This is a genomic window from Streptomyces sp. NPDC002754, assembly GCF_053592315.1.
The window spans coordinates 995,160-1,019,781 of sequence record NZ_JBSFVM010000001.1; the positions used below are offsets into that span (position 1 = coordinate 995,160).

General features: G+C 69.7%; 25 protein-coding genes. 14 read left to right on the plus strand and 11 right to left on the minus strand.

Annotation, left to right across the window (positions count from 1 at the left end):
* Positions 1 to 28 precede the first annotated feature (28 nt).
* Together ACWD2L_RS04805 and ACWD2L_RS04810 are read right to left on the minus strand one after the other, a co-directional pair.
* Positions 29 to 1,507 (minus strand): glycoside hydrolase family 43 protein, encoded by a 1,479-nt coding sequence (locus ACWD2L_RS04805; RefSeq protein WP_351336083.1) that lies wholly within the window; start codon positions 1,505 to 1,507, stop codon positions 29 to 31.
* A gap of 118 nt (positions 1,508 to 1,625) precedes the next feature.
* Positions 1,626 to 2,486 carry an SDR family oxidoreductase gene (locus ACWD2L_RS04810; protein WP_351336081.1) on the minus strand — a complete coding sequence of 287 codons (861 nt, stop codon included), beginning with the start codon at positions 2,484 to 2,486 and terminating at the stop codon, positions 1,626 to 1,628.
* A 114-nt stretch (positions 2,487 to 2,600) separates the two neighbouring features.
* On the opposite strand from ACWD2L_RS04810, the gene ACWD2L_RS04815 reads away from it, so the two are divergent.
* Positions 2,601 to 3,353, plus strand: coding sequence for a TetR/AcrR family transcriptional regulator (locus ACWD2L_RS04815; RefSeq protein WP_351336078.1), 753 nt, complete (start codon positions 2,601 to 2,603; stop codon positions 3,351 to 3,353).
* Between the two features lie 7 nt (positions 3,354 to 3,360).
* Here the strand turns inward: ACWD2L_RS04815 and ACWD2L_RS04820 are convergent, their stop codons facing one another.
* Genes ACWD2L_RS04820 through ACWD2L_RS04830 form a run of 3 tightly spaced genes read right to left on the minus strand, consistent with a single transcriptional unit; the run spans position 3,361 to position 5,175 of the window.
* A complete protein-coding gene (locus tag ACWD2L_RS04820) occupies positions 3,361 to 3,747 on the minus strand; it encodes an ABC transporter ATP-binding protein (RefSeq protein ID WP_351336076.1) in 387 nt (128 codons plus the stop codon).
* Between the two features lie 22 nt (positions 3,748 to 3,769).
* Positions 3,770 to 5,077 carry an ABC transporter ATP-binding protein gene (locus tag ACWD2L_RS04825; RefSeq protein WP_351336073.1) on the minus strand — a complete coding sequence of 436 codons (1,308 nt, stop codon included), beginning with the start codon at positions 5,075 to 5,077 and terminating at the stop codon, positions 3,770 to 3,772.
* The gene (locus ACWD2L_RS04830; RefSeq protein ID WP_451187219.1) at positions 5,050 to 5,175 is read right to left on the minus strand and encodes a hypothetical protein; all 126 of its coding nucleotides are present in this window, start codon (positions 5,173 to 5,175) and stop codon (positions 5,050 to 5,052) included. The genes ACWD2L_RS04825 and ACWD2L_RS04830 overlap by 28 nt, the downstream gene beginning before the upstream one ends.
* Positions 5,176 to 5,411: 236 nt before the next feature.
* Here ACWD2L_RS04830 and ACWD2L_RS04835 point away from each other — a divergent pair, with 236 nt between their 5' ends.
* The 4 genes from ACWD2L_RS04835 (at position 5,412) to ACWD2L_RS04850 (ending at position 8,946) form a co-directional block, all read left to right on the plus strand.
* The gene (locus tag ACWD2L_RS04835; RefSeq protein ID WP_351336070.1) at positions 5,412 to 5,957 is read left to right on the plus strand and encodes a hypothetical protein; all 546 of its coding nucleotides are present in this window, start codon (positions 5,412 to 5,414) and stop codon (positions 5,955 to 5,957) included.
* Complete coding sequence (locus ACWD2L_RS04840) at positions 5,944 to 6,261, plus strand: winged helix-turn-helix domain-containing protein (RefSeq protein WP_351336067.1); 318 nt, start codon at positions 5,944 to 5,946, stop codon at positions 6,259 to 6,261. Before ACWD2L_RS04835 ends, ACWD2L_RS04840 begins: the two co-directional genes overlap by 14 nt.
* Before the next feature lie 288 nt (positions 6,262 to 6,549).
* Positions 6,550 to 8,604, plus strand: a complete 2,055-nt coding sequence (locus tag ACWD2L_RS04845) for a phosphocholine-specific phospholipase C (protein ID WP_351336064.1) — start codon at positions 6,550 to 6,552, stop codon at positions 8,602 to 8,604.
* A gap of 108 nt (positions 8,605 to 8,712) precedes the next feature.
* On the plus strand, positions 8,713 to 8,946 hold the full coding sequence (locus ACWD2L_RS04850) for a chaplin (RefSeq protein WP_451187221.1): 234 nt from the start codon (positions 8,713 to 8,715) through the stop codon (positions 8,944 to 8,946).
* Between the two features lie 115 nt (positions 8,947 to 9,061).
* On the opposite strand, the gene ACWD2L_RS04855 is transcribed toward ACWD2L_RS04850, so the two are convergent.
* Positions 9,062 to 9,322, minus strand: a complete 261-nt coding sequence (locus ACWD2L_RS04855) for a helix-turn-helix domain-containing protein (RefSeq protein ID WP_351336061.1) — start codon at positions 9,320 to 9,322, stop codon at positions 9,062 to 9,064.
* 285 nt (positions 9,323 to 9,607) lie between these two features.
* On the opposite strand from ACWD2L_RS04855, the gene ACWD2L_RS04860 reads away from it, so the two are divergent.
* A complete protein-coding gene (locus tag ACWD2L_RS04860; RefSeq protein ID WP_351336059.1) occupies positions 9,608 to 10,240 on the plus strand; it encodes a hypothetical protein in 633 nt (210 codons plus the stop codon).
* 97 nt (positions 10,241 to 10,337) lie between these two features.
* On the opposite strand, the gene ACWD2L_RS04865 is transcribed toward ACWD2L_RS04860, so the two are convergent.
* The 3 genes from ACWD2L_RS04865 to ACWD2L_RS04875 form a co-directional block, all read right to left on the minus strand.
* On the minus strand, positions 10,338 to 12,488 hold the full coding sequence (locus ACWD2L_RS04865; protein ID WP_351336057.1) for an ATP-binding protein: 2,151 nt from the start codon (positions 12,486 to 12,488) through the stop codon (positions 10,338 to 10,340).
* A gap of 110 nt (positions 12,489 to 12,598) precedes the next feature.
* The gene (locus tag ACWD2L_RS04870; protein ID WP_351336055.1) at positions 12,599 to 13,939 is read right to left on the minus strand and encodes an LAETG motif-containing sortase-dependent surface protein; all 1,341 of its coding nucleotides are present in this window, start codon (positions 13,937 to 13,939) and stop codon (positions 12,599 to 12,601) included.
* Between the two features lie 107 nt (positions 13,940 to 14,046).
* Positions 14,047 to 15,759 (minus strand): sigma-70 family RNA polymerase sigma factor, encoded by a 1,713-nt coding sequence (locus ACWD2L_RS04875; protein WP_351336052.1) that lies wholly within the window; start codon positions 15,757 to 15,759, stop codon positions 14,047 to 14,049.
* Positions 15,760 to 15,965: 206 nt separating this feature from the next.
* Between ACWD2L_RS04875 and ACWD2L_RS04880 the strand changes: the two genes are divergently transcribed.
* The 5 genes from ACWD2L_RS04880 (at position 15,966) to ACWD2L_RS04900 (ending at position 19,793) form a co-directional block, all read left to right on the plus strand.
* Positions 15,966 to 16,091, plus strand: a complete 126-nt coding sequence (locus tag ACWD2L_RS04880) for a hypothetical protein (protein WP_351336050.1) — start codon at positions 15,966 to 15,968, stop codon at positions 16,089 to 16,091.
* Positions 16,092 to 16,284: 193 nt separating this feature from the next.
* Positions 16,285 to 16,746 carry a hypothetical protein gene (locus ACWD2L_RS04885; protein ID WP_351336047.1) on the plus strand — a complete coding sequence of 154 codons (462 nt, stop codon included), beginning with the start codon at positions 16,285 to 16,287 and terminating at the stop codon, positions 16,744 to 16,746.
* 513 nt (positions 16,747 to 17,259) lie between these two features.
* A complete protein-coding gene (locus tag ACWD2L_RS04890) occupies positions 17,260 to 17,610 on the plus strand; it encodes a PRC-barrel domain-containing protein (RefSeq protein WP_351336044.1) in 351 nt (116 codons plus the stop codon).
* 466 nt (positions 17,611 to 18,076) lie between these two features.
* On the plus strand, positions 18,077 to 19,117 hold the full coding sequence (locus ACWD2L_RS04895) for a fatty acid desaturase family protein (protein WP_351336041.1): 1,041 nt from the start codon (positions 18,077 to 18,079) through the stop codon (positions 19,115 to 19,117).
* Between the two features lie 169 nt (positions 19,118 to 19,286).
* Positions 19,287 to 19,793: a hypothetical protein gene (locus tag ACWD2L_RS04900; RefSeq protein ID WP_351336038.1), complete on the plus strand. Its 507-nt coding sequence runs from the start codon at positions 19,287 to 19,289 to the stop codon at positions 19,791 to 19,793.
* Between the two features lie 122 nt (positions 19,794 to 19,915).
* On the opposite strand, the gene ACWD2L_RS04905 is transcribed toward ACWD2L_RS04900, so the two are convergent.
* Positions 19,916 to 20,881 carry a pirin family protein gene (locus ACWD2L_RS04905; RefSeq protein ID WP_351336035.1) on the minus strand — a complete coding sequence of 322 codons (966 nt, stop codon included), beginning with the start codon at positions 20,879 to 20,881 and terminating at the stop codon, positions 19,916 to 19,918.
* Positions 20,882 to 21,009: 128 nt separating this feature from the next.
* Between ACWD2L_RS04905 and ACWD2L_RS04910 the strand changes: the two genes are divergently transcribed.
* The 3 genes from ACWD2L_RS04910 to ACWD2L_RS04920 are packed head-to-tail and all read left to right on the plus strand — an operon-like array spanning position 21,010 to position 23,338.
* Positions 21,010 to 21,705 carry an ABC transporter permease gene (locus ACWD2L_RS04910; RefSeq protein WP_351336032.1) on the plus strand — a complete coding sequence of 232 codons (696 nt, stop codon included), beginning with the start codon at positions 21,010 to 21,012 and terminating at the stop codon, positions 21,703 to 21,705.
* Positions 21,702 to 22,376 (plus strand): ABC transporter permease, encoded by a 675-nt coding sequence (locus ACWD2L_RS04915; RefSeq protein ID WP_351336029.1) that lies wholly within the window; start codon positions 21,702 to 21,704, stop codon positions 22,374 to 22,376. Before ACWD2L_RS04910 ends, ACWD2L_RS04915 begins: the two co-directional genes overlap by 4 nt.
* On the plus strand, positions 22,376 to 23,338 hold the full coding sequence (locus tag ACWD2L_RS04920; protein ID WP_351336027.1) for an ABC transporter substrate-binding protein: 963 nt from the start codon (positions 22,376 to 22,378) through the stop codon (positions 23,336 to 23,338). Before ACWD2L_RS04915 ends, ACWD2L_RS04920 begins: the two co-directional genes overlap by 1 nt.
* Before the next feature lie 97 nt (positions 23,339 to 23,435).
* Here the strand turns inward: ACWD2L_RS04920 and ACWD2L_RS04925 are convergent, their stop codons facing one another.
* Positions 23,436 to 24,599, minus strand: coding sequence for an ABC transporter ATP-binding protein (locus tag ACWD2L_RS04925; RefSeq protein ID WP_351336025.1), 1,164 nt, complete (start codon positions 24,597 to 24,599; stop codon positions 23,436 to 23,438).
* Positions 24,600 to 24,622: the final 23 nt, after the last annotated feature.

The window sequence follows — 24,622 nt, forward strand, 5'->3', positions numbered from 1 at the left end:
GGTAGGCGCTTGTCCCGAAGGCCGGGCCTCAGTCCGTATAGACCTCCGCCCGGTCCACGCTCACGAACGAGCCCGAAGAGGACGCGCTCCGGTCGCCGGTCACCCGGACCCGGAGTGTGTGCGGGCCGTTCGCGAGGCGGGGGCTGAGGTACTGGAGGGTTTCGCCGGTGCGGATGGCGCCGTAGAAGTCGACGCGCTGCTCGGGGCCGCCGTCGACGCTGATCGCGGCGATGCCGTTGCCCGTGTCCTGCACGGACAGCAGGGCGATCCGGGTGCCGGTGAAGGAGTACGTCGCGGTGTTGCCCGCCTTGTCGCTCCAGTGGTCGTCGCCCCAGAAGCACTGCGCCGCGCAGCCCGCACCGGAGTTCCACGTGCCGGTGTACTTGACGGAGCCGGATCCGCTGGAGCGGCTGTCGTCGTTGATCCAGTGGTTGCCCGAACCGGGGTCGCCGGAGGGCAGGTCCTGGGTGGCGCCGAGGGCGAGTGGTGTGCCGAGGTTCGGGCTGCCGTCCGCGTTCCAACTGATCTTCTGGGCGCGGGTCGTGCGGTTGCTGTAGGTGTTCGTCGACGTGGTCTTGGCGTGGTAGATCAGCCAGTCCTCCTTGCCGTCGGGGGACTTGAAGAAGGCGTGGTGGCCGGGGCCGAACACACCGCGGTCGTCGGCGCGCTTGAAGACCGGCCCGTCGTGCTGCTTCCAGTTGCCGGGAACCAGCGGATCGGCGCCGTCCGCAAGGGACATCATCCATACCTGGTAGTCGGGCTTGCCCGTGTCGCAGGTCGAATACGTCATCCACGTACGGCCGTTGCGGTTGAGGAACTCCGGGCCCTCGCGGACCTCCGGGCAGCCGCCCGCGCCGTCGATGGCGACCGCGTCGCCCGAGACGGTGTACGGGTTCGACATCGGCGCGATGTTGAGGCCGTTGTGCTGGTACTGGTTGATGCCGCTGTACGCGAGATAGAGCTTGCCGTCGCGCTGGAGGATGCCCGGGTCGATCGCGAAGTCGTCTTTGTGGTTGGGCGGGGTGAGCTTCGCCTTGAAGTGGTACGGGCCCGTGGGATCGTCACCCGCCGACTCCAGGACGTAGAGGCGGTGGTGCTCGTCCGTGCCGTCGTCGGCCGTGTAGTACATGTACCAGCGCTCGCCGGAGCGGTAGAACTCCGGCGCCCAGATGTGCTGGCTCCGCGAGGTGTCGGTGTCCGTCCACACCGTCTTCGGGTCGGCGTCGAGCAGCGTGGCCAGGGAGGGCGAGCTCCACATCTTGATGCCGCCGCCCTGGGTGGTGGTGAGGTGGTAGGCCCCGTTCGCGTAGGAAAGGAACGGGTCCGGGCCGGTGTTGAGCGGATTGCGGAAGGTGCTCGATGCGGCCGCGGCCTGCGCCGGCTTCTGCGCGGAGGCCGGTGCGGACTTCTCCGCGGTGGCCTGTGTCGCGCTGACCAGGCCGGCGAGCAGGGCGATCAACGCGGCGGCCAGAGTGGCGACCAGAGCGGCACGGTGTCGTGCGCGCATGAACGACTCCTTATATCGGTGTCGGTCCCGAGGGCTCTCAACTGGTGCGCATTTTACTTATGTTGATTGAGTGATGCCGCGTTGTGCGCGCTCGGGTCGCCGTTGCACTCCCGCGGTTCTATTCGGCCCAGGCACCGTCCAGCAGGGTGCGGAAGTCCGCGGGCCGACGGCCGAGCAGCTCGGGGAGCGTCGGGTCGACGGCGCTGAACTCGCCGCCCCGCGCCGCCGCGAAGATGCTCAGCATCAGGTCGACCATCGGAGCGGGCGCGCCGTGCGCCAGGGACTGCTCACGGAAGGTGTCGTCCGGGACGACGGTGCGCGTGAAGGGGCGTCCGGCGGCCCGGGACGCGAGCCCGGCGACAGCGTCGAAGTCGAGCGCCGCCGGACCGGTGAGCGGCGGGGTGGGCCCCTCGAAGCGGCCCTCGTCGGTGAGGATCGCGGCGGTGGCCTCGGCGAGGTCGTCGTGGCCGGTCCACGCGACGGGGCCGTCCGCGGGCAGCGCTACGTCGCCGCTGTGGCGGGCGGGCTCCAGGAATTGCAGGGCGCTGGCGGCGTAGAAGCCGTTGCGCAGCGAGGTCCAGGGCAGGCCGGTGGCGCGCAGCAGGTCCTCGGTCCTCGCGTGGTCGCGGCACGACTGGAAGAGCGAGTCGTGGGCGGCGCCCATCTGGCTGGTGTAGAGGATGCGGCCGACGCCGGCCTTCACGGCGGCGTCGATGGCGGTGCGGTGGCCTGCGACGCACTCCTCGCCGATGCGGTCGAGGGAGACGAGAAGCAGCTGCTCGGCGCCTTCGAAGGCGTGCACGAGGGAGCCGGGGTCGTCGAAGCTGCCCTGTCGCACGCGGACGTCGCGGTCGGCGAAGTCCTGGGCCTTGCGGGGGTCGCGGACGCTGACGCCGACGCGCTCGGCGGGGACGCGGTCCAGGAGGCGCTCGACGATGCGGCGGCCGAGCTTTCCGGTGGCTCCGGTCACGATGATCACAGGGGTCTCCCAAATGTTGTTGCCGGTGATGCTTCCGATGGCGTTTCCGGTGGAATCACTGCCACGGTAACACTGGAAATAGCGATGGAAGCAAAAAGTCGATATCGTTGATATATGCCTCCTCGTGACACCGCAGATAGCCCCCGCACCCGCATCGTCGAAGCGGCCGTCGAGCTGCTGGAGCGCGGAGGGCCGGACGCGGTGAGCACCCGCGCGGTCGCCGCCGCGGCCGGGATGCAGCCGCCGGCGATCTACCGGCTCTTCGGGGACAAGGACGGACTCCTGGAAGCGGTCGCCGAGCACGGCTACGACCAGTTCCTGGAGAGCAAGCGCGCACACCTCGACCCCGCGCCGCAGGATCCGGTGGAGGAGTTGCGACGCGGCTGGGACATGGTCGTGGAGTTCGGGGTCTCGCGCCCCGAGCTGTACGCGGTGATGAACAGGTCCACCGGCCGGGAGGCGGACGTGGCGCACCACGCGGGCCTGGAGATCCTCCACGGCCGGGTCCGCAGGCTCGCCGCCGCGGGATGGCTGCGGGTCGACGAGGAGCTGGCGGCGCAGATCATCCAGGCCACCGGTCAGGGCGCCGTCATCACCTGGCAGGCCACCCCGGCGGAACGCCGCGACCCGGCGCTGCTGACCGTCCTGCGCGAATCCATGATCGCTGCCGTCACCCGCGCCGAACCCGTCTTCTCCGCCGCGGAGTCCGGCCCTGCCCCGGCCGCCCGAGCCCTGCGCGCCGCGCTGCCCGATAGGGACACCGGCACCGGCACCGGCAAGGTGGATGTCCTCAGCGAGGCCGAGCAGAGCCTGCTGCGTGAGTGGCTCACGCGCCTGGCGGCGGATGGCGGTACGGACCGGGCCTGACTCGACGTCAGCCGGGGCGGTGGGGGAGGTGTTCGTACTGTTCCGCCTGGAGCCGGTACATCCGTGCATAGCGGCTCATGGGCTCGGCGGCGAACGGTTCGGCGTGACTGCCCTGCTCGATCAGGCGGCCCTCGTGCAGGACGAAGATGCGGTCGGCATGCCGGACCGCGGCCATCCGGTGCGTGACCAGGACGATGATGCGGTCCGGTCCCGCGAGCCCGAGGATCTGGTCGAAGGCACGCTGCTCGGCGTCCGGGTCGAGCGCCGACGTCGGCTCGTCCACGATGATCATGCAGGCGTCCCGGGAGTGCGCGCGAGCCAGACCGGTCTTCTGCCACTGGCCGCCGGAGAGATCGCTTCCGCCACGGAACTCCTTGCCCAGCAGCGTGTTCATGCCGCGGGGGAGCGCCGCGATGTCACGGTCCGCGCCCGCGTACTAGGCCGAGGTGTGCAGCTCGTCGTCGAGGGTTTCGCGGTCTGGCTGGCCGATGCGAATGTTCGCCGCGGCCGTGAACGGCCAGCGTTCGGAGCTCTGCGTGAGCAGGCTGACGTGGGCGAACAGCTGCGCCCGGTCGGCTTCGGCGATATCGATGTCGTCCCAGTGGATGCGCCCCTCCCCGGGCAGATGAAGTCCGCACAACAAGGCGGACCAGGGTCGACTTTCCGGAGCCGTTGGGTCCGACCAGCGCGATGACGCTGCCCAGGGGGATGGTGAAGGGGACATCCGAGAGCGCCGGCTCGTCGCGGCCGGGATAGCGGAAGCCGACCCCGTCCAGGCGGATGGACCGGGGCCGGTCGGGGAGGGGGAGGCCGCCGTCCGGGATGGCCCAGTCGCCGGCCTTCACGAGGAAGTCGGCCAGGTCGTGGACGTACAGGGACTGCTCGTGGAGTTGGCTCATGGTGTTGACCAGGGCGCCGATCCCGGCGGAGCCCGAGTTGAGCGCCATGGCGGCGGTGCCGAAGGCGGCCACGCTCATACGCCCCGACAGGCACAGGCCGATCATCAGCAGAAAGGTCAGCAGATAGCCGACCCCCTGGAGGGCGGAGGCGGCCAGTTCGGTACGGGCCTTGTCCTTGGCCAGACGCTCCTGCTCGGACTCGGCGGTGTGCGACATCCGGTGGAAGGGCCGCAGCAGGAAGCCGCCCACGCCATGGACGCGCACCTCCAACGCGGCCGTGACCGAGGTGAGGAGGCTGGACAGCACGCGGCTCGCCCGCAGGTGCTCGATCCAGGTCATGGTCGAGAGGTACCGCTGCTGGGCCACCCGCATCACGCCCCAGCCCCGCGGCGCCACGATCAGCACCAGCATCGGCAGCAGCACCGGGTTGAGCGCGAGCAGTACCCCGCCGGAGGCGATCAGCGAGAACACACTGTTGATCGCAGCGACACTGGAACCGATCATGTGCCGCGCCTCGTTGGCCCCGTACTGCGCCCGGTCGATCAACTCACGGAACGCGCCGTCCTCGATCGCCGCCATCTCGACGCGCTCGCGGCCCGCCAAGTACTGCTCCGCCGCGGCCCGTTCGACCTTGGGCTCCAGGCTTCCCGCGACCGAGGTCGACCACGATGCCAGGACGGCGTTGACGCTGCTGACGGCCACGAGCAGGGCCCCCGCGGGCAGTGTGGCGCGCAGGCCGCGCACATCGGCACCCGCCGCGAGCACCGCGTGCAGGGCGGCGTTGACCGCGAGCAGCTTCAGCGTGGCCGCGATGCCCTGCCCCACGCAAGGGTGATGGTGTGTCCCTCCAGGCGGGGCAGGGACTTCAGCGCACCCCACAGAGTGAGGTCGAGGCGGGCGTACTCGTGCTTGCTCCAGCCCATGTCGTACTCGCTTGACGTCGCACGCGACCTCCTCGGTCAGCGAACCGGACAGGTGTGCACCTGCCGCTACGGTGCGGCTCGCGTACGGGCCGGCATGGCCGGTTCGCCGAAATGCGAAACGTCAGGGACGAACGAGGCCCGCAGGGGTGAGCGCCCATCGCTTGACGACCGACGCCCGAGAAACTACTTTCCTCTCAGGAAACAAGTTCTGTTGGCGCACATCGATGGAGGTCCCCATGTCCGAGCCTCACAAGTCCCATGAGCCCGCACCCGACGAGGCCGCCAAGGCGGCCCAGGCGCTGCACGGCATCGAGCAACGCCGCGCCCAGGCCCACGACGGCACCGGCACGGCACGCTGGGTGGACATGGTGTTCGGCGTCCTGACCTTCGCGGTGCTCGCCGCCCCCGACTTCTTCGGTTCCGATGTGGCCGGCTGGACCACGCCCGCCTTCTCGGCGCTGGCCATCGCCTATTACGTCCTGCTCAACACCCGCCGCGGCTCGGCGCTGCTCGGACAGCGTGCGCGGCTGCGCCGGAGTGAGATCTCCGGCCGCTTCGCCCTGATCTCGCGGGTGGTGCTCCTCGCGGCCCTCGCGCTCGGCATCGCGGTCGCCCTGCTCCAGCCGGACCTCGGCGTGCACGTCCCGTACTGGCGGACGGCGCTCGGCGTGGTGCTGGGCGGCGCGCTGATCTTCTTCGGTGGACGGATGCAGCGCGCACTGGCGTCGACGGCGACGCGCGAGCGGCACACCGCGGGAAGCGCCCTCAATGGCCACATTTGAGTACGACGCCGTCCTCCTCGACCCGACGCGGCTGACGATCGTGTCGCTGCTGGCGGGCGTGGACTGGGCCGAGTTCGGCTGGCTCCGCGAGGAGGCCGGCGTCTCGGCGTCCGCCCTGTCCAAGCAGGTCAGCACGTTGGAGGCGAAGGGGTACGTCGACGTCAAGAAGGGCTACGTCGGCAAGCGGCCGCGAACCTGGGTGAGTTTGAGCGACGCGGGCCGCGGCGCCCTGGAGACCCATGTCGCCGCCCTGCAGCAGGTCGTCGACGCCTCGCGTCGCCGCGCCGACGAGACCGACACCTGAGGCGCCTCGGCGGCAGGAGCCTGTTCAACTCCGCGACGGTTTCCCGCCTCGTCGTGTTGGCGCAGCACCTTGATCATGTCTGTCGATTCGCGTAAGAACGATCTCGACCTGCTCTCTCTCGCCGAAGGACGAGCACATGCCGGACTGCGCGCAGGGCCTGTCGGACGGCTTGACGTGGGCGTCTCTTGAACTGCCGGTCGGCGCCGACGACATCGGTGATGTCCTTCCCCTGCTTCTCGCACGACGGCCCGACTTGTCACCACCGCAGAACAGGAGAACCCCCCACCCATGACCGCATTCAACCGGCGCCGCTTCCTGCAGATAGCCGGAGCCACCGCCGCCGTCACGGCGCTGAACGGCTCCATCGACCGCGCGGCCGCCATCCCCGCTGCCCGCCGCAGCGGCACCGTCCGGGACATCGAGCACATCGTGGTGCTCATGCAGGAGAACCGGTCCTTCGACCACTACTTCGGCACTCTGAAGGGCGTCCGCGGCTTCGGTGACCCGCGCCCGGTCACCCTGCCCAGCGGCAAGCCGGTCTGGCACCAGTCCAGCGCCGGCAAGGAGACCCTGCCCTACCACCCGGACGCCGACGACCTCGGCATGAAGTTCATCGCGGGCCTCGACCACGACTGGGCCGGCGGCCACAGCGCCTTCGCCGCCGGCAGGTACGACAACTGGATCGCCGCCAAGAGCACGGGCACGATGGCGTACCTGAACCGGGACGACATCCCCTTCCACCACGCCCTCGCCGACCGGTTCACCGTCTGCGACGACTACCACTGCTCGTTCATGGGCGCGACCGACCCCAACCGCTACTACATGCTGAGCGGTTACGTCGGCAACGACGGCACCGGCGGCGGCCCCGTCCTCGGCAACGAGGAGGCGGGCTACGGCTGGACGACGTACGCCGAGCGCCTGGAGAAGGCGGGCGTCTCCTGGAAGATCTACCAGGACATCGGCGACGGCCTCGACGCCGGCGGCGGCTGGGGCTGGATCGACGACGCCTACCGCGGCAATTACGGCGACAACTCGCTCCTCTACTTCAACAACTTCCGCAACGCCAAGCCCGGTGACCCGCTCTTCGACAAGGCGCGCACCGGCACCAACGCCAAGGAGGGCGACGGCTACTTCGACGTCCTCAAGGCCGACGTGAAGGCCGGCAAGCTCCCGCAGATCTCCTGGATCGCCGCACCCGAGGCGTTCTCCGAGCACCCCAACTGGCCCGCGAACTACGGCGCCTGGTACATCTCCCAGGTCCTCGACGCCCTCACCTCGAACCCCGACGTGTGGAGCAAGACCGCGCTGTTCGTCACCTACGACGAGAACGACGGCTACTTCGACCACGTCGTGCCGCCCTACCCGCCGGCGTCCGCGGACCAGGGCCTGTCCACCGTCGACACCAAGCTCGACTACTACCCCGGTGGAACGCGCGCCGCCGGCCCCTATGGGCTCGGCCAGCGCGTCCCCATGGTCGTCGTGTCGCCCTGGTCCACCGGCGGCTACGTGTGCTCGGAGACCTTCGACCACACCTCGATCCTGCGGTTCATGGAGCAGCGGTTCGGGGTGGAGGAGACCAACATCTCGCCGTGGCGCCGCGCCATCTGCGGCGACCTCACCTCGGCCTTCGACTTCTCCCTCAAGGTGACCGACCCGGCCGAGCTGCCCGACACCTCCGGCTACGCGCCGCCGGACCGCGACCGTCACCCCAGCTACGTCCCGAAGCCGCCCGCACAGGGCGAGTTGCCCCGCCAGGAGGCCGGCTCCCGCCCCAGCCGCCCGCTCGCCTACGCCCCGTACGTCGACGGCGTGGCCGACCTCGCGACCGGCAAGTACCGGCTCACCTTCAGCGGCGGCGAGCAGGCCGGAGCCGCCTTCCAGGTCCGCTCGCTCAGCCGCGGCGACGGCCCCTGGACGTACACGGCAGAGGCCGGGAAGTCGATCGCGGACAGCTGGAACTCGCAGTACTCCAAGGGCCGTTACGACCTGACCGTGCACGGCCCGAACGGTTTCCTGCGTTCCTTCCAGGGCGACAACAAGACCGCGGGCCCCGAGGTGACCGCGCGCCACGACGCGAGCACCGGCAACCTCCAACTCACCCTGCTGAACCCGACGTCGGCGGCCGTCCGACTCACCGTCACCAACGGGTACGGCGGTGCCGCGCAGACGTACACCGTGCCCGCGGTCAGCACGGCCCGGCACACCGTCGACCTCAAGGGGACCCGTCGCTGGTACGACCTGACGGTGGCCGCGGAGGGTGTCACCGGGTATCTGCGCCGGCTGGCAGGGCACGTGGAGAACGGGGCGCCGGGAGTCAGCGACCCGGGTATCGCGACCGCCTGAGCCGAGGGGGTCGGACCCCGCCGAGAGGCGAACCGGCGGAAACTGTGAGTGTCTGGATGACGACGGGATGTGAACCCGTCATTCCTTCGTCGACCTCAAGGAGTCTTCATGAAGCCCATGATCAAGCTGGGTCTCGCGGCAGCCGCGGCCGGTGTCGCCGTCCTCGGAACCGCCGGCATGGCCTCCGCCGACACCGACCCGTTTGGCGTGGCTCAGAACTCGCCGGGTGTGGTCTCCGGCAACGTGACCCAGATCCCTGTCCACGTCCCGGTCAACGCCTGTGGCAACAGCGTCAACCTCGTCGGCCTGCTCAACCCGGCGTTCGGCAACTACTGCCGCTGACGCACACCCCCGTGCGGTGAACATCCCGCGCCGGCCCCGGCAGCTTCATTCCGGAGAGTCGGCGCGGGATGTTCCACGTCGTAACGCACCGGCCGCCCTCACCGCTGCGTCGCCCTCACCGCTGCGTCGGCATCGCGTACAACCCGGTGGACCGTACAGCCTTCGGCTCATAGTCGACGGTGACGGTGACCCGGGCGCCCAGACCCTCCGCGTAGAGCTCCATCGTCTCCAGGTCGAGTATCTCGCCACCCTCTATCTGGGCCGCCCACAACCGGGAGATCCCCGCCGTCGCGGCCGCCTGCCCCAGCGGCACTCCTTGTTCCTGACGGATCTGCCGCAGGCGCTGCCCCAGGACGTAGGTGCGCGCCGCATTCATACCGCCCCTCCGTAGATCGCCGTGTGGGTGCGAGTGAAGGGCGGTCGACCGTCCATGGTGACGGTGCGGGCACTGGTGGACAGCTCCAGTGTGATGTACATGAGGGGGCTCCGATGGGACGTCTGGGCTACAAGGGCGGGTGTGGCCCTTGTGGCGTGAGACCACCCATGTGGCGCTGCATTACGCGGGTCGCGGCAGTTATTTCATGTGATCTGTATCACTGCTGGCGGCATCGTTGGAAACACCCCCTGCCAGACGCGGGACCGCCACCGCTAGGGTCCGGGCATGCCGGCTCCAGGAAACGTGTTCGCCTCACTGCTCCGGCAGGGCTCGCGCCACCGCGGCCTCGTCCGAGCGCTCGCGGTCGTTCTGGTGCTCGCGGGGGCGATCAACGATCCGGATCACGACGGTGTCAGCTCCGTGGTGTTCAGCGACGGCGACAAGGCCGACGTCGGCGACGTCCGCGGCACCTGGGCGAAGCTGCGCGGGGCCATCCTCGAGGACATGACGACGCGGGGCAGCGTCGGCGACTTCGACGGCGACGGGTATGTCGACCTCGCCGTCTTCTACAGCCAGGACGGAATAGGCGATTCGCCTCGGGAAGCCATGCTCGTTCACGAGGTCCACTACGGGCCGCTCGCCCGCGACCTGACCAGTGAGCGGACCGGGAACATCCGCATCGGCAGCAAGACGTTCGTCGACGGTGTCCGTGCATCCGACCAGGACCACGACGGCAGGGCAGAGCTCCTGATCGTGCAGTCCATGGGCGACGGGACTTCAGAGATGCGTACCGGCGTCCAGAAGGACGGCGGAATCTCCGTGGCCGACAAGGTGTCCGACGAGCAGACCGACTCCACGACCGAGGGGAGCTGGCCGCACAACGCGCACGGATGGCGGGACTTCCGAAACACGCCCTAGCTGTCCAGGAACTCACCGCGCGGAGGGTCGGTGGTGAGGCCGCGTCGAGCCGGCTGAGATGCGCGCCATCACGGTGTACGAACGCCCTGACGCGTCTTCACCGTGTCCTGCCTTGTTCGAGAACGGTGTGCAGCAGGGCTTCCGGCGCGATGGACCGGGCACGGCGCAGTCGTTCGCCATACTCCGCGTCCCCCAGGAGCTCCCTGGCCTGAGCCCGGGTGCTTTCGCACAGCGGCAAGGCATCGGGGGTTCCGCGCCGGAGCAGACCGACCGCGTTCCAGAACTGGTTGCTCGCACCGATCGCCGAAACGGCCCGACCGGGGTCGCCCTGCGCAGACCAACTCGCGGCCAACAGGTCGAGGCCCATCGCGATACCGAACTGGTCCCCGATGCGCCGCTTCGCATCCAGCATGTCGCGTGCATGAGCCCCCGCCTCATCGGGCCGCCCCTCGAACAAGGCGATCAGGGCCAGCTGGTAGTCCAGATAGGAGCGGGTCCAGTACTCCCGCGACCGCACGCAGAAGTGGCGCAGGGCCTCTGCTTCTTGGCGTGCCTCGTTGAAGCGCCTGGCTCCTGTGAGGGCAAAAACGCGAACAAGCCGGCACAGATTCTCGCCGACCGTGAGGGGAGCTGCCGGCCTGTCCGTCGCCCCTCCGTCGGCGTCGCGCGGCATGGGCACTTGCCTGCGCAGGGCCTCATCGGCCCGGTCGAGGGCCTCGATCGGCGCACCGTCCAGGAGGGCGACCAGCCCTTCGAGATAGGCGGCCTGTCGTACGCCTTCTGCATCACCGGCGCCGAAGGCGGCCTGCAGGCTCTCGCCCGCGAGACGACGCCCTTGCGCATGCTGACCCTGCAGAATCCGGGCCAGGCCCAAGGACCACAGCCCACGTGCCCGCCGCGGGTCCGAGTCCGACGTGAGGGGGAGGCTGAGCTGTGCGAAGTGCGCCACGTCATGCAGGTGGCCCGAGCAGACCCAGAAGAAGGCGACGTTGCCCAGGAGTTCAAGCGCCTCCGTACTGTGGGAACGCAGCAGGAACTCCATTGCGGCACAGACATCGCGGTAGAGATCCCGCATACGGGCATACCAGTACTGTTGTGCCGAGCCCATCCATTCGCCCCTCGCGCGAGCGGTCGTCTCCAGCAGTATCGCCGCGTGTCCTGCGGCCACGGTTGTCTCTTCGCCCAGTTCACGGAGCCACATGCGGCCGTAGGCACGCACGGAGTCCAGCATGCGATACCTGCCGTCGACCGCTGTGACCACGGACTTGCGCACGAGCCCGGCCAGCGCGTCACTCAACACCTGTGCTGTCAGCGGCCCGCCGACGCACACGGTCCCTGCGAGCTCGGCGTCGAACGCCCCCGGGAACACCGAGAGCCGCGCCCACAAGAGGCGTTCGGCGGGCCGGCACAGTTCGTGGCTCCACCCCACGGCCGTGCGCAGTGCGCTGTGCCGGGACGGACGCAGGCCCGGCTGCTCCAAGGCGTCCAGCCCGGCCTCGGCCAACTCCCAAGTCTCCTCAAGAGTCCGGCTGTGCAGCAAGCCGGCGGCCAACTCCAGGGCCAGCGGTACACCTTCCAAATGGGCGCACAAGCGCTCCACCAGAAGGCGGTCCGTCATGTCTCGCAGCGGGCGGCCCACGGTGGCGGCTCGCGACTCGAAGAGTGCGAGAGCTTCGGTCGCCGGGTCGAGCGGCCCCAGGCCGACCACTCTCTCGCCCTCCACGTCCAGGGGCTCCCTGCTCGTGACGAGCACCGTGAGACGAGGGCAAGCGCTCAGGAGGCTCGCCACGAGGTCCCGGGTCGCTTCGACGAGATGCTCACAGGAGTCCAGGACCAACAGCACGCGCTGGTCCGCGATCCAGTGGCGCACGACCTCCGCCAGAGTGCGCGACGTGTGGTCCGAGAGGTTCAGCGCGTCCGCGACGGAGGCGGTCAGCAGCTCGTCCCCGAGCAAAGGCCATAGATCCGTCCAGCACACAGCGGTGAATCCTGCCCAGTCGCGGCTGCGCACGGTCCGCAGCGCCAGCCGTGACTTGCCCATGCCTGCCCCGCCAACGACCGTCACCAGGCCGGGTTCCTCAAGGGCCGCCGCGAGCTCGGCGAGCTCATCGGTCCGGCCTACAAACTGTGTCGTCTCGTTCGGGAGATTCGTCAGCACGGACCGAGTCTGCTCGAACGTCGCGAGCCCCGTGACCGACTTGATGGAAACCTGCCGATCGGGGTCGACCCACCAGTCGCCCGTCGCCACTGATCCGGACCGTGCTCGCAGCCTGTGGGGCCGACGCCGAAGTCGTCGGCCCACAGGGGCAGGCGGCAGGTCCGCATCTCGACCGGCCGAAGCCGGACGGCGACTGGTGACTACGCGCTACGGCGTCCGCGGCGGCGCACCGTGTAAAGGAACACGCCGCCGACGCAGGCCAGCGCGGCGCCGATTCCGGCGATCAGCGGGGTGGTGGAGCTGCCGCCGGTCTCCGCCAGGTCCTTGTCCTTCGCCTGCCGCGACGCAGCGGGCGTGCCGACGTCGGAGCCCTTTTCGGAGACGGGAGCGCCCTCCTCACCCTGGGTCTGCGGGGCGGGCGCGGCGGTGTTGCCCTGCTTGGCGCCACCGGCCGCGTCGGGAGCGGGGACGCCGTCGAGGCCGACCGACACGGTGGCCGATCCGCCACCGGACCGGCCGACCTCGATCTCGACGTTGTTCTTCTTGTCGGTCAGCGTGCTGACGGCGTCCTCCTTGCCCTTGCCCTCACCGGGAGTCGGGTCGAGGAGGCGAGACTTGTTGTAGTCGCCCTCGGGCGCGAGGTAGGCGTACACGCCTTCGAGAGCGGCGTCGAGGTTGCCGTCCTCGTCGTCCTTGTTCGTCGGGTCCTCGTGGCGGTACTCCACGACCAGCCGGTCGTTGCCGAGCGGTATGTCCAGGGCCCGGGCGCCGCCGGTCTTGCCGCCGTAGAGGGAGTTGAGGGTGAAGGTGGCGGACTTCTTCACGGTGACGGCCTGGCCGCCGGGCAGCCAGCCCTTGCTGATCAGTTCGGGAGCGGCGAAGCCGACGCCGGGGCCGCCGCCGCCCATGGGGGTCTTGGAGCTGTAGCCCTCCGCGGTGGTGCAGCTGTCGAGGTCGCCGCCCGGGCACTCGTCGCGCTCGTGGTGGCTGTAGCCCTGGTTGTGCCCGAACTCGTGGACCGCGGCACCCTTACTGATCTTGCTGTCCTCGCCGACCATTATCCAGGTGTTCGGACCGGGGACGGAGCCGAGTCCGGCCCAGCCGCAGTCGCTTCCGGCGCTCGGCTGCAGGATGGAGATGCTGTCGTAGTCCTCGTCCGCCGTGTAGCCGTCGGCCTCCGCGGCCTTCGCGGCCGCCGTGCGCACGGCTCCGGCGTCGCACGGGTTCTGCGGCAGATCCAGTTCGTACGGGCCGACGACCCCGTCCTTGGCGGCCGGTACGTACGTGAAGGCTCCCTGGGAGACCTTGGAGTAGTAGCCGGCGATCGACTGCGAGCCGCCGAAGTACTCCTTCCTGGCGTTCTCCTTGACCGCGTCGGCGTCGGAGTGCTTGACGTCCTTGAAGTCGACCACGACCACGAGGACCCGGTTCTTGGCCGGGGTCTCGTCGGCAGCGTGGGCCGTGGTGATCGTCGCGCCGCCGGCGAACACGGCGGAGGCGGCTGCGACGGTGGCGATTCTCTTGCGGGCGCGCTGGTACATGGGGGTCCTTGGGGGGATCGGTGGAACGTTTGCGGGGATAGGGAGTGTGCCCGTGCACCCACGTCCCGCGGCTTTGCCGATCTTTTACCAAGTCGTTCGTGACGGCGTCAGCCGGATGCGGCGGTGCCGTCCGCGGGAAGCCCGGCGAGACGGCCGTCGAACAGCGCCCCGTCGTAACGGAAGCCGAACGAAGGGGAGGCGTAGTAGTGGTGGTTGGTGCCGATGTCGGTGGTGTGCTGCACGCCGTCCTCGGCGTTCTTCCAGTCGTTCAGCCCCAGGTACATCCGGTCGCCCTGCTGTCGGAACCGCACCTCGCTGGAGCCCTCCGGCTGCCACGGGCCCCACACCTGGTGGGGGTCGGCGGCGGAGCAGGCGCGCTGGACGACCGGGGCGTCGTCGGTCTCGGTGCCCTGGTTGGCCAGGCACTTGCCGGTTCCGGTGTTGCGGATCTGCACCCGCCCGTCGTCGTTGGGCCGCAGCAGGTCCCACGCCTGGTAGCGGGCGCCGTCGCAGGGCGCCTCCCGCGCCTGCACGCCGGCGGCCGTGCTGCCGCCGGGGATCTCCATGCACCGGCCGGTGGACGACAGCCGGAGCCGGGTGCGGTCCTCGGCCGCCGGGAGCCATGTCCGCGGTGACGGCGAGGCGCTCACGGAGACAGAGGGGCTCGTGCTGGGGCTGCGACTGGCCCGGGGGCTGTGCGACGTCGGGGGCGCCGCCTTCGTGGGGCGCGCGACAGCGCCGGCGGGCCGGGACGCGTCGGCCGTCGGGGACTCCTCCTCCCCGCCGCCGGGCAGGAGGAGCAGGCCGCCGACCACCAGACCGGACACGGTGACCGCGACGGCGCCCAGCAGGGCCGCCTTTCCGCCCGCGGCACCCGCGGCGGAGGTCCCGGACGCCCCGCCACCGCCCGCCACCGACACGGCCGCCGAACCTGCCGCCGCGCCGCCGCCGGCCGCTCCGAGCTGGGCGGTGACGTAGGCATGACCGCCCCAGAGCAACAGCCCGGCCGGCAGAACGGCACCCAACCGGCCGTCCAGATAGGTGAGTTCGGTGAGCGCGCGCCGACAGTTCTCGCAGTCCCGCAAATGCCGGCCCAGCCGCCGGTCGCGCCGGGCGCCGCCACGCCGGACGGCCGCGGCGAGCAGCGAACCGTGACGTCGGCACTCCTCGCTGCTGCTGCCGCTCTCGGCGTGCGCGCCCAGGTACGCCTCGCGCAGCCCCTCGCGGGCCCGCGCGGTGAGCGAGGTGACGCCGCTCGGGCTCAACCCCAGCAGCACGCCGATCCGTTCGGCGGACTCGCCCTCCACGACGCTGTGCCACAGGGCCGCCTGCCAGCGCTCCGGCAGGGCACGGAACCCGCGGACGATCATGTCCCGGTCCTCCATCGCGACCATCCGCTCGTCGCCGCCGGCGTCCTGCGCACCCCAGGTTCCCGCGCCGACGGCTGTCGCCCCCGAGTCGAGCCACTGCTCGAAGTCCTCGCTCAGTTCGGTGCGCCGGGCCGTGGCCGCCCATTCACCTGCGGTGTTGCGCACAACGGTGAGCAGGTACGGGCGCCAGGCCGCCTCCGGCCCGGTGCCCGATCGCACCGCGCGCAGGACGCGGGCGAATGCCTCCGAGGCCAGGTCCTCGGCGGTGTGCGGATCGCGGGCGAAGGTCCGGGCATAGGTGAGGACGGCCGGGTGGTGGCGTCCGTACAGCTCGGCGAGCGCCGCCGGGTCCCCCGTCCCCCTGACCTCACGCCCGAGTTCCGCGTCCGAACGCGGGTCGACGGGCACCGTCGGGTCGGTGCGGCGGTGTCGCTTGTCTATGCCAGTCATGCGGAGACCTTGTCCAGGACGCTGATTCACGGGATGACGCCGCCGTCCCGACCGGACCCGTCGGCCCCTCCCGGCGGAGCCCGGAGCGACGACGGTACGGGCACCGCACACGGTAATATCCGCCCACTCCAGATCTTCAAATCGCCCTACTACTTGATTGGTCGATGCCCTTCGTGGGGTTGGCGCGCCCAGGGGTGCCGGGTGCGGTGATCAGGTTCCTCTACGGCATGACCGGTGCCGGCAACGTCGTCGGGTTCGGCGAGGACGCGGGCACGAACACGGGCGAGACGTGCGCGGGCGTCGACGGCGAAGGGCGTCAACGCCCGGGGTGATGCCCCAGGCCCGGCCGGGGGCAGAGCGATCCGCCTCTGGTGGGCGTTCGCACTCGGTGCCGACCCAGCTCGAACCCGGTCCACGGACAGTGGGCCAGGTTGGATGTGGATCTTGCTCGGAGAGGCCGCCGTGCATGCTTGCGTTCGGCTACCGCCATGCAGGCGAGATGTACGGGCGTCGTAGGGTCTCGGCATGGACCGATTCGACGTCACGCCGACCCGCTTGGCCGGCACCTGGCACATCATCTGTTCCTCGTTCCCCATGTGGCAGGGGGAACGGCGCACTGGCGCGACGTTCACCTATGACCCGCTACCGAGCGGCAGTTCAGGCAAGCAGATGATGAACGACGTGGTGGGCTACCGCACTCGGAGCGGGCGGGAGCGCCGCATTCTCGGTGTCGACACGCGTCTCACCAGACGTCCGGGATCTGTCTATCGGTGGCGCGGCCGCGGAGCGCTGGCGGTGCTGTCGAGCGAATGGGAAGTGCGGGAGATCGGAAAGGACGACGCGTGGGCGGTGATTCTCTTCAGCCGGTCCCTGGTGACGTCGGCCGGAGCGGACATCGTTGTACGCGCTGACCGACTCGACGATGCCGCAGTGATCGAAGAGGCGATGGCAGCCGGCAGGCGCTACCACGCGCCGCAGGTGTCGTGAGAAGCAGGCGAGAAGTTGCTGTCGCCTCTGTTGAACGCAGTCCCGTCCGCTGTGCAATGTCGCGGCCGGCGGTCCGAAGGCGTGCTCGGGGCGGCGAGGGCAGTCGTCGGGATCCATGGCCGCCGCAGAACACTTCTAGGCGGAACTTCCTCATGACGACGCCCAGGACCGCTGGTTGCTACCCATGTGGTACCAGCGGCAGCTGGTCTTGACGGTCCACCACCCCTGCTGACCAGCCACTTCAAGATGGCGCAGCCTCACTGACGCCAGCCGGTCAGAGCGAACCGAGCCGGCCACCACACAAGCCGTGGCACGGCAGGTCGGACCGCAGCGGGGGCGCCTACTCGGCGGGCGGGGAATCCGGCGGCCTCACGTTCGCCCGGCAACCGCGCGGCAGTTGCTCCATGGTCGTCTGTGTTCATTCCCGGGACGGGGGCACCCGCCGACCCGAGGAGCGCCGGTATCACTGGACACGGCACTCCAGGCCGTACATCGTCGATGAAGGAGCCGAACGTGAACGAGAACATGTGGGGCTATCCGCCGACGAGCGGCCACACCCAGGGAGCCGACCTGATCGGCTTCAAGGTGGAGGCCACCGACGGTGGCATCGGCAAGGTCGACAAGCACTCGGACGAGGTCGGCTCCGCCTACCTCGTCGTCGACACCGGCGTGTGGATCTTCGGCAGGCATGTCCTGCTTCCCGCAGGCACAGTGACCCGGATCGACACCCAGGACAAGGCGATTCACGTCGACCGCACCAAGGCACAGATCAAGGACGCCCCCGAATTCGACAAGGACAAGCACGTCGGGGACGCCGGGTACCACGACCAGATCGGCGCCCACTACGGCAAGGGCCGCATCTGAGTTTCCGCACCCTCACAACCACCGGGGCCGGCCGAGCACTTCGGCCGGTTTTGGTGCCCTGCGGGGATGGAGTTCCCACTCTTCCTCACCCGGGCGGCGAGCACGCCACCGCTCTCACTCGTGGGCCTGGACCTCGCCCAGAAAACAATCGTTCACGTGCGCCAACCGGATCCGATGTCAACGGCGATTGAATCGTCCCTGCGGGGGTCCCGTATTCCCGCCAGTGACAGGGGGCTTGCGAGGGCGGCTATGCTGTCCGTGGGGCGTCGGGTTTCGACAGCCTCCGTCCCCAGCCCCGGACACCTCCTTCGTTCCGGCTACGTGGCTTGTGGGAAGCCGTGTGCAACGGCCATGCGATCCCGTCTTTCTGTTCTTCTCAGGGTCTTTCACAGCCCAGAGTCCGGATAGGCGGATGGGTGCGCCTCGATCCGCAGCCGGGCGTGGACAGTTCTGAAAGGCCGGGTACATGGCCACTTCCGCGCTCTCAGAGCAGAAGTCAGAGAAGAAGATCGACCGAGGGAGCGACTTCACGCTTCTGTCGAAGAGGATCAAGGCCGCCGGGCTACTGGTGCGACGCCCGGGGTACTACGCAGCACGCATCGCCCTCGTCGTCACTGCCTACGTACTGTCCTGGACGTCGTTCGCACTGGTCGGTGACAGCTGGTGGAATCTGGCCGTTGCTGCGGTGCTGGCGTTCATCTTCGGACAAGTGGCCCTGCTTGCCCACGATGTGGCGCACCGTCAGGTTTTCCGGTTGCGCTCGACCAGCGCACGGGCCGGACGCGCACTGGGCAACTTCGGCATCGGCATGGGTTACGGGTGGTGGCAGGACAAGCACTCCCGTCATCACGCGAACCCCAACCATGCGGACCTGGACCCGGATGTGCGGCCCGACATCCTGGTGTGGAGCGCGGCTCAGGCTGAGCAGGCCAAGGGGCTGCCTCGTCTGCTCGGGGGCAGTCAGGCGTATCTGTTCTTCCCGCTGCTGGCCCTGGAGGGCTTCAACCTGCACGTGTCCGGGCTGCGGTCCCTGACGGGGCCGGCCCTGAAGCAGCGCCGATCGGAAGCCCTGCTGCTCGGCTGTCACTTCGTGCTGTATCTCGGCGCGTTGTTTGCCGTGCTTCCGGCGGGCAAGGCGGTGATGTTCCTGCTGGTGCACCAGTGCCTGTTCGGCCTGTATCTGGGAACCGTCTTCGCGCCGAACCACAAGGGCATGCCGATGTTCACCGGGCAGGAGCGGCCCGACTTCCTACGGCGCCAGGTCCTGACATCACGCAACGTGCACGGTGGCCGCATCACCGATCTCATCATGGGCGGGCTCAACTATCAGATCGAGCACCACCTCTTTCCGCACATGCCCTCGCCCCACCTACGAAAGGCGCAACTGATCGTCCGTGCCCACTGCGAGGAACTCCAGGTGCACTACGTACAGACAGGACTTCTTGACTCCTATCGGCTGGCGTTGAAGAGCTTGCACGCGGCCGGCGCACCCCTGCGCCGTTCATGAGCGGCAACGTGAGGCGGGTGGGCCTCAGCCCGAACCCCGCAGTTTCACGCGGTTCCAGCACAGCCCGACACGCGAACGTACGCGACTGAGACTGACGAAAGAATCCCCAGTACGGTCGGCGCCCACGGAGCGGCTTGGCATCCCCGGCTGCTGCGCGCACACTGACGGAGTGGGCCAAGGCGATCCAGAAAACGATCCGTGCGCCGGTGACCAGGAAGAGCGCGGCCGGGTTGCGGACCGGCGTGATGCTCGCGCCGACCAGCGAGACGACGAAGCCTCTCTCCGCGACAGCCGTGCGGACGAGCGCGAGGAACTGGCCGACGAGCGTGAACAACGCCTCGACGAAACAGAGGCAAAACAGGACCGCCGCGCCCGGGTCGTCGGCATACCGACGACCACCCTGCGTCAACGCGCCTTCGAGGCGCTGGAACGCTCCCACGCCGCCGTCAAGAGGTCCGGCGCTCGGCTGCGACGCACGGATGCAGCTCTGCAACGTGCGGACGAGGACGACGCGCGCGAACGAGCGTCATCGCCCGAGAAGCGGCCGAGACAGAGCATGCGCACGGTGCGCAACCCGAGCAACAGACCCGCGACTCGGACGACGGCACCACCGCATAAGGTCTGCCCGCCTGCCATGCAGTTCAGGGAGGTACCGAGGGGCGAGCCGACGTCTTAAGAGGGCGGTGCGAGCCCGGCACCTGCGAGCCGGGGCCGAACCTCTCGGCGCGCGGGACGGTGCTGGTGTCGATGCCCTGCGCTGCGTGCCCGGGGCGACTCCCGCACTGGTAAAACCGCTGATCAGCGGACACGTCCCCGCGGTTTCAACGGCACAGGCGGCAGCTCCGGTGCGTCCAGCCGCTCCCCGTCGTAACCCTTCACTTCCCCAAATCGCGACCCGTTCATCCAGTCCTCACGTGCCTGGCTGATATCGTCCTGCGACCGCCCGATGAAGTTCCAGAACATCACCAACTCCTCCTCGAACGGCTCCCCGCCGAGCAGCATCAGCCCCGCGTCCGAGCCCGCGCGCAGCGGGAGTTCCGTGCGGCCGCAGCCGAGGTAGAGCATCGAGCCGGGGACGAGCGGGACGTCGTCGACGTGGGCCTCGCCGGACATCGACAGGACCGCGTACTCGAAGTCGGGGTTCAGGGGGAGGCGGGTCTCCGTGCCGTGAGCGAGGGAGAGGTCCGCGCCCACGATCGGGGTGTACGTGGTGCCGGGGGACACCGCGCCGTCCAGTGAACCGAGGAGGACTGTGGCCGTCAGGCCCGGCGCCGTCACCGTCGGCAGCGTCCCGTGGTGCTCGAAGTGCGGGTCCACGTGGCGGTGGGAGTCGGGGAGCGCCACCCAGAGCTGGGCTCCGTGCAGGAAGCGGGCGTGCGACGCCGGGCTCTCCTCGGAGTGGGAGATCGCCCGGCCCGACGTCATCAGGCCCAGTTCGCGGGGGCGGATCGTCTGGAGGCTGCCCGTCGAATCACGGTGCAGGACCTCGCCGTCGTGCAGCCAGCTCACCGTCTGCAGACCCATGTGCGGGTGCGGCGGCACCTGCATGCCGGGCTCGTCCGCGATGTCGTCCGGCCCGTAGTGGTCGACGAAGGCCCACGCGCCGACCATGCGGCGGCCCAGGTTCGGAAGGAGCCGGCGCACCTCCGTGGACTCGCCGAGCTTCACGCGGCGCGGGGTGAGGAGTTCGCGTACCGGCTCCGCCACGACGAAGCCGCGTCCGCCGCACACCGAGGGCACTGGCTCGCGGTCAAGATTGCTCATGACGCAGACCCTAGCCCTGGCACCGCGCCACGTCAGGTGTGTAGCGCGGGGAAGACGGAGCGACGCCCATACGGGTCACCCGGCGCGCCGAGCGCGGGCCGAGCCACTGGAATGGTCGGGTGCGCCTCGTGAACGGTGGGCCCGGCACTTCGCCGCCCGACGACTGTCTCGCCCGCAACGACTGGATCTGCGGCGAGTATCTGAGCACGCGTCGGCACATGCTGGTGGACGCCACGGTGCAGCACTTGGAGATCACGCTCGTCGCCGTCGCCATCGCCGTGGTCATCGCCGTGCCGCTCGCGCTGCTCGCGCGGCGGTGGGGATGGGCCGCCGGGCCCGTGCTCGCCCTGACGACCGTGCTCTACACGATCCCGTCGCTCGCGATGTTCTCGCTGCTGCTGCCCGTGTACGGGCTGTCCGCCACGCTGGTCATCGCCGGGCTCGTCCTCTACTCGCTCACCCTCCTCGTACGGAACATCCTCGCCGGGCTGCGGTCCGTGCCCGAGGACACCCGGCAGGCCGCGCGCGGCATGGGGTACGGGCCGATCCGGCTGCTCCTGACGGTTGAGCTGCCGCTCGCTCTGCCGGCGGCGCTCGCCGGGCTGCGGATCGCGACCGTGTCCGCCGTCTCGCTCGTGACCGTCGGCGCCATCGTCGGCTACGGAGGTCTCGGCAATCTCATCTACAGCGGCATGAACACGTACTTCAAGGCGCAGGTGCTCACAGCCTCCGTGCTGTGCGTCGTCATCGCGCTCGTCGCCGATGTGGTGCTCCTTGCCATCGGGCGGGCGCTCACCCCCTGGACGAGAGCGAGCCGCGCGTGAAGCTCCTCTCCGACTCCTGGAACTGGCTCGCCGACTCCGCGAACTGGGCCGGCGACAACGGCGTCTGGCACCGGCTCGCCCAGCACGTGACACTGACCGTCGTCTGTCTCGTCATCAGCTGTCTCATCGCGCTGCCGATCGCCCTGGTCCTCGGGCATCTCGGGAAGGGCGGGGCGCTCGCCGTCAACATCGCCAACGTGGGGCGCGCCGTGCCCACCTTCGCCGTGCTCGTGCTGTTGCTGCTCACGCCGCTCGGGCAGTACAGCGAGGGGCCCACCGTCGTCGCCCTCGTACTGTTCGCGGTGCCGCCGCTGCTCACCAACGCGTACGTGGGGATGCGCGGCGTCGACCGGGAGGTCGTACGGGCCGCGCGGGGCATGGGGATGACGGGGCGGCAGATGCTGCTGAGGGTCGAGGCGCCGCTCGCGCTGCCGATGATCCTCAACGGTGTGCGGATCGCCGCCGTGCAGCTGGTCGCCACGGCCACCATCGCCGCCATCGCCGGGGGTGGCGGGCTCGGCCGGATCATCACAGCAGGGTTCAACCTCGCCAGTACACCGCAGGTGGTCGCGGGCGCCGTGCTCGTCGCCGTCTTCGCGCTCGTCGTCGAGGCGCTGTTCGAGCTCGTCGAGCGGTTCGGTCCCGGACGGCTGCGGGGGAGGAGGGCCTGATGAGCGGGTTGTTGCGTCGAGTGGCCCTGTTCCTGGGGCTCCTGCTGCTGGTCGGCGGGTGCACCAGTGGGCCCTCCCTGGAGGACCAGGGCGAGGTGACCGCGCCGCCCGGCGACAGCAAGCACCTCGTCATCGGCTCCGCCGGATTCACCGAGAGCGATCTGCTGGCCAATATGTACGCGCTGCTGCTGAAGCAGGCGGGGTACGAGACCGAGCTGCTGTCCGTGGGCAACCGCGAGCTGTACGAGCCCGCCCTGGAGTCCGGGCAGATCGACGTCGTGCCCGAGTACGCCGCCACCTTCGCCGACTGGCTCAACGCCAAGAAGAATGGCGCCGACGCGAAGCCCGTCGGCTCGCCCGACCTCGGCGCCACCATGAAGAGCCTGCGGGCACTCGCCGCGCCGCGCGGGCTCGATGTGCTCGACGCGGGCAAGGCCGTCGACCAGAACGCGTTCGCGGTGACCGAGGCCTACGCGAAGAAGCACGACCTCAAGACGCTCAGCGACCTCGGCGCCTCCGGGCTGAAGGTGCGGATCGCCGCCGGCGACGAGTGCGTACAGCGGCCGTACTGCCAGCCGGGCCTCGAGAAGGTCTACGGCATCGACGTCACCGGGATCGACCCCAAGGGCGTCGGCACCACGCAGGCCAAGAACGCCGCCCAGAACGGGCAGGTCCAGATGGTGCTCACCACGACCACCGATGCCACCCTCGGCGACTTCGGGCTCGTGCTGCTCGACGACGACAAGAAGCTGCAGAACGCCGACTACCTCGTGCCCGTCGTCAACCGCTCCCGGGCCGGAAACGCGAAGGTCGCGAAGGCGCTCGGCGCGCTCAACTCCGTACTCACCACCGACGACCTCGCCTCCATGAACCAGCAGGTCGACAGCTGGCGCCGACTCCCCGAGGACGTCGCGCGGACCTACCTGGAGGACAGGGGGCTGCTGCGGCGGCAGGGCGGCTGAAAGGTGTGTGCCGAGGCGGCCCACATCGGGGTGCTCACCCTGACCGGACTCTCAACCTCAACTTTAGGGTTACTTCTGCGGGGTGTGTGTAGCCCGATCAGGCGTCCGCCACCGAGTCGAACTCCACCTCGTCCCGCGCCACGCCCTGTGCGTCCGCGTCCACCGATCGGCGCAGCGCCTCGTGCAGCTTGGCCGGGGTCAGGACGCCGAGGAAGCGGGCGTCGTCGAGGACCGCCACCCAGCCCGCGTCGTGCTGGAGCATCTCGCCGAACGCCTGCTTGAGGGGCGCGCCGACCGGCACCCACGCCCGCATCCGGTGCGCCAGATCGCCGACCCTGCCGTCCGGACCGGCGAGCGACGCCTCGTCGACGCCGACCCAGCCGTGCAAGTCACCGCCCTCGTCGAGGACGACGGCCCACCGCACCCCGTCCTCGCGCATCCGGGCGGCGGCCCGCGCGGGCGACTCGTCGAAGCGGGCCACCGACGGCTGCTCCAGGTCGTCCGGCTCGATCTCGGTGACCGACAGGCGCTTCAGGCCCCGGTCCGCGCCGACGAACTCGGCGACGTACGGAGTGGCGGGCGAGCCGAGCACCGCGCCAGGAGTGTCGTACTGCTCGATGCGGCCCTCGCCGTACACCGCGATGCGGTCGCCGAGCCGGACCGCCTCCTCGATGTCGTGCGTGACGAGGAGGACCGTCTTGCGCACGGCGGCCTGCATCTTCAGGAACTCGTCCTGCAACTGCTCGCGCACCACCGGGTCGACCGCGCCGAACGGCTCGTCCATCAGGAGCACGGGCGGGTCGGCGGCGAGGGCGCGGGCGACCCCGACCCGCTGGCGCTGGCCACCGGAGAGCTGCTCCGGGTAGCGGCTCCCGTACGTGGACGGGTCCAGGCCCACCAGATCGAGCAGCTCGGCGGCGCGCGCCCTGGCCTTGGCCTTCTTCCAGCCGATGAGCGCGGGCACGGTCGCCGTATTGTCGAGGATCGTGCGGTGCGGGAAGAGACCGACCTGCTGGATGACGTAGCCGATGCGGCGGCGCAGTTGCACCGGGTCGACGCCGGAGATGTCCTCGCCGTCGACGTGGATGTGACCCGACGTCGGCTCGATCAGCCGGTTCACCATCATCATCGTGGTGGTCTTGCCGCAGCCGGAAGGGCCGACGAGCGTGACCAGTTCACCCTCGTTCACCTCGAACGAGAGGTCGTTCACCGCCATCGTGCCGTCCGCGTACCGCTTGGTGACATGGTCGAACCGGATCATGACACCAACGCTAGCCGCGCCCC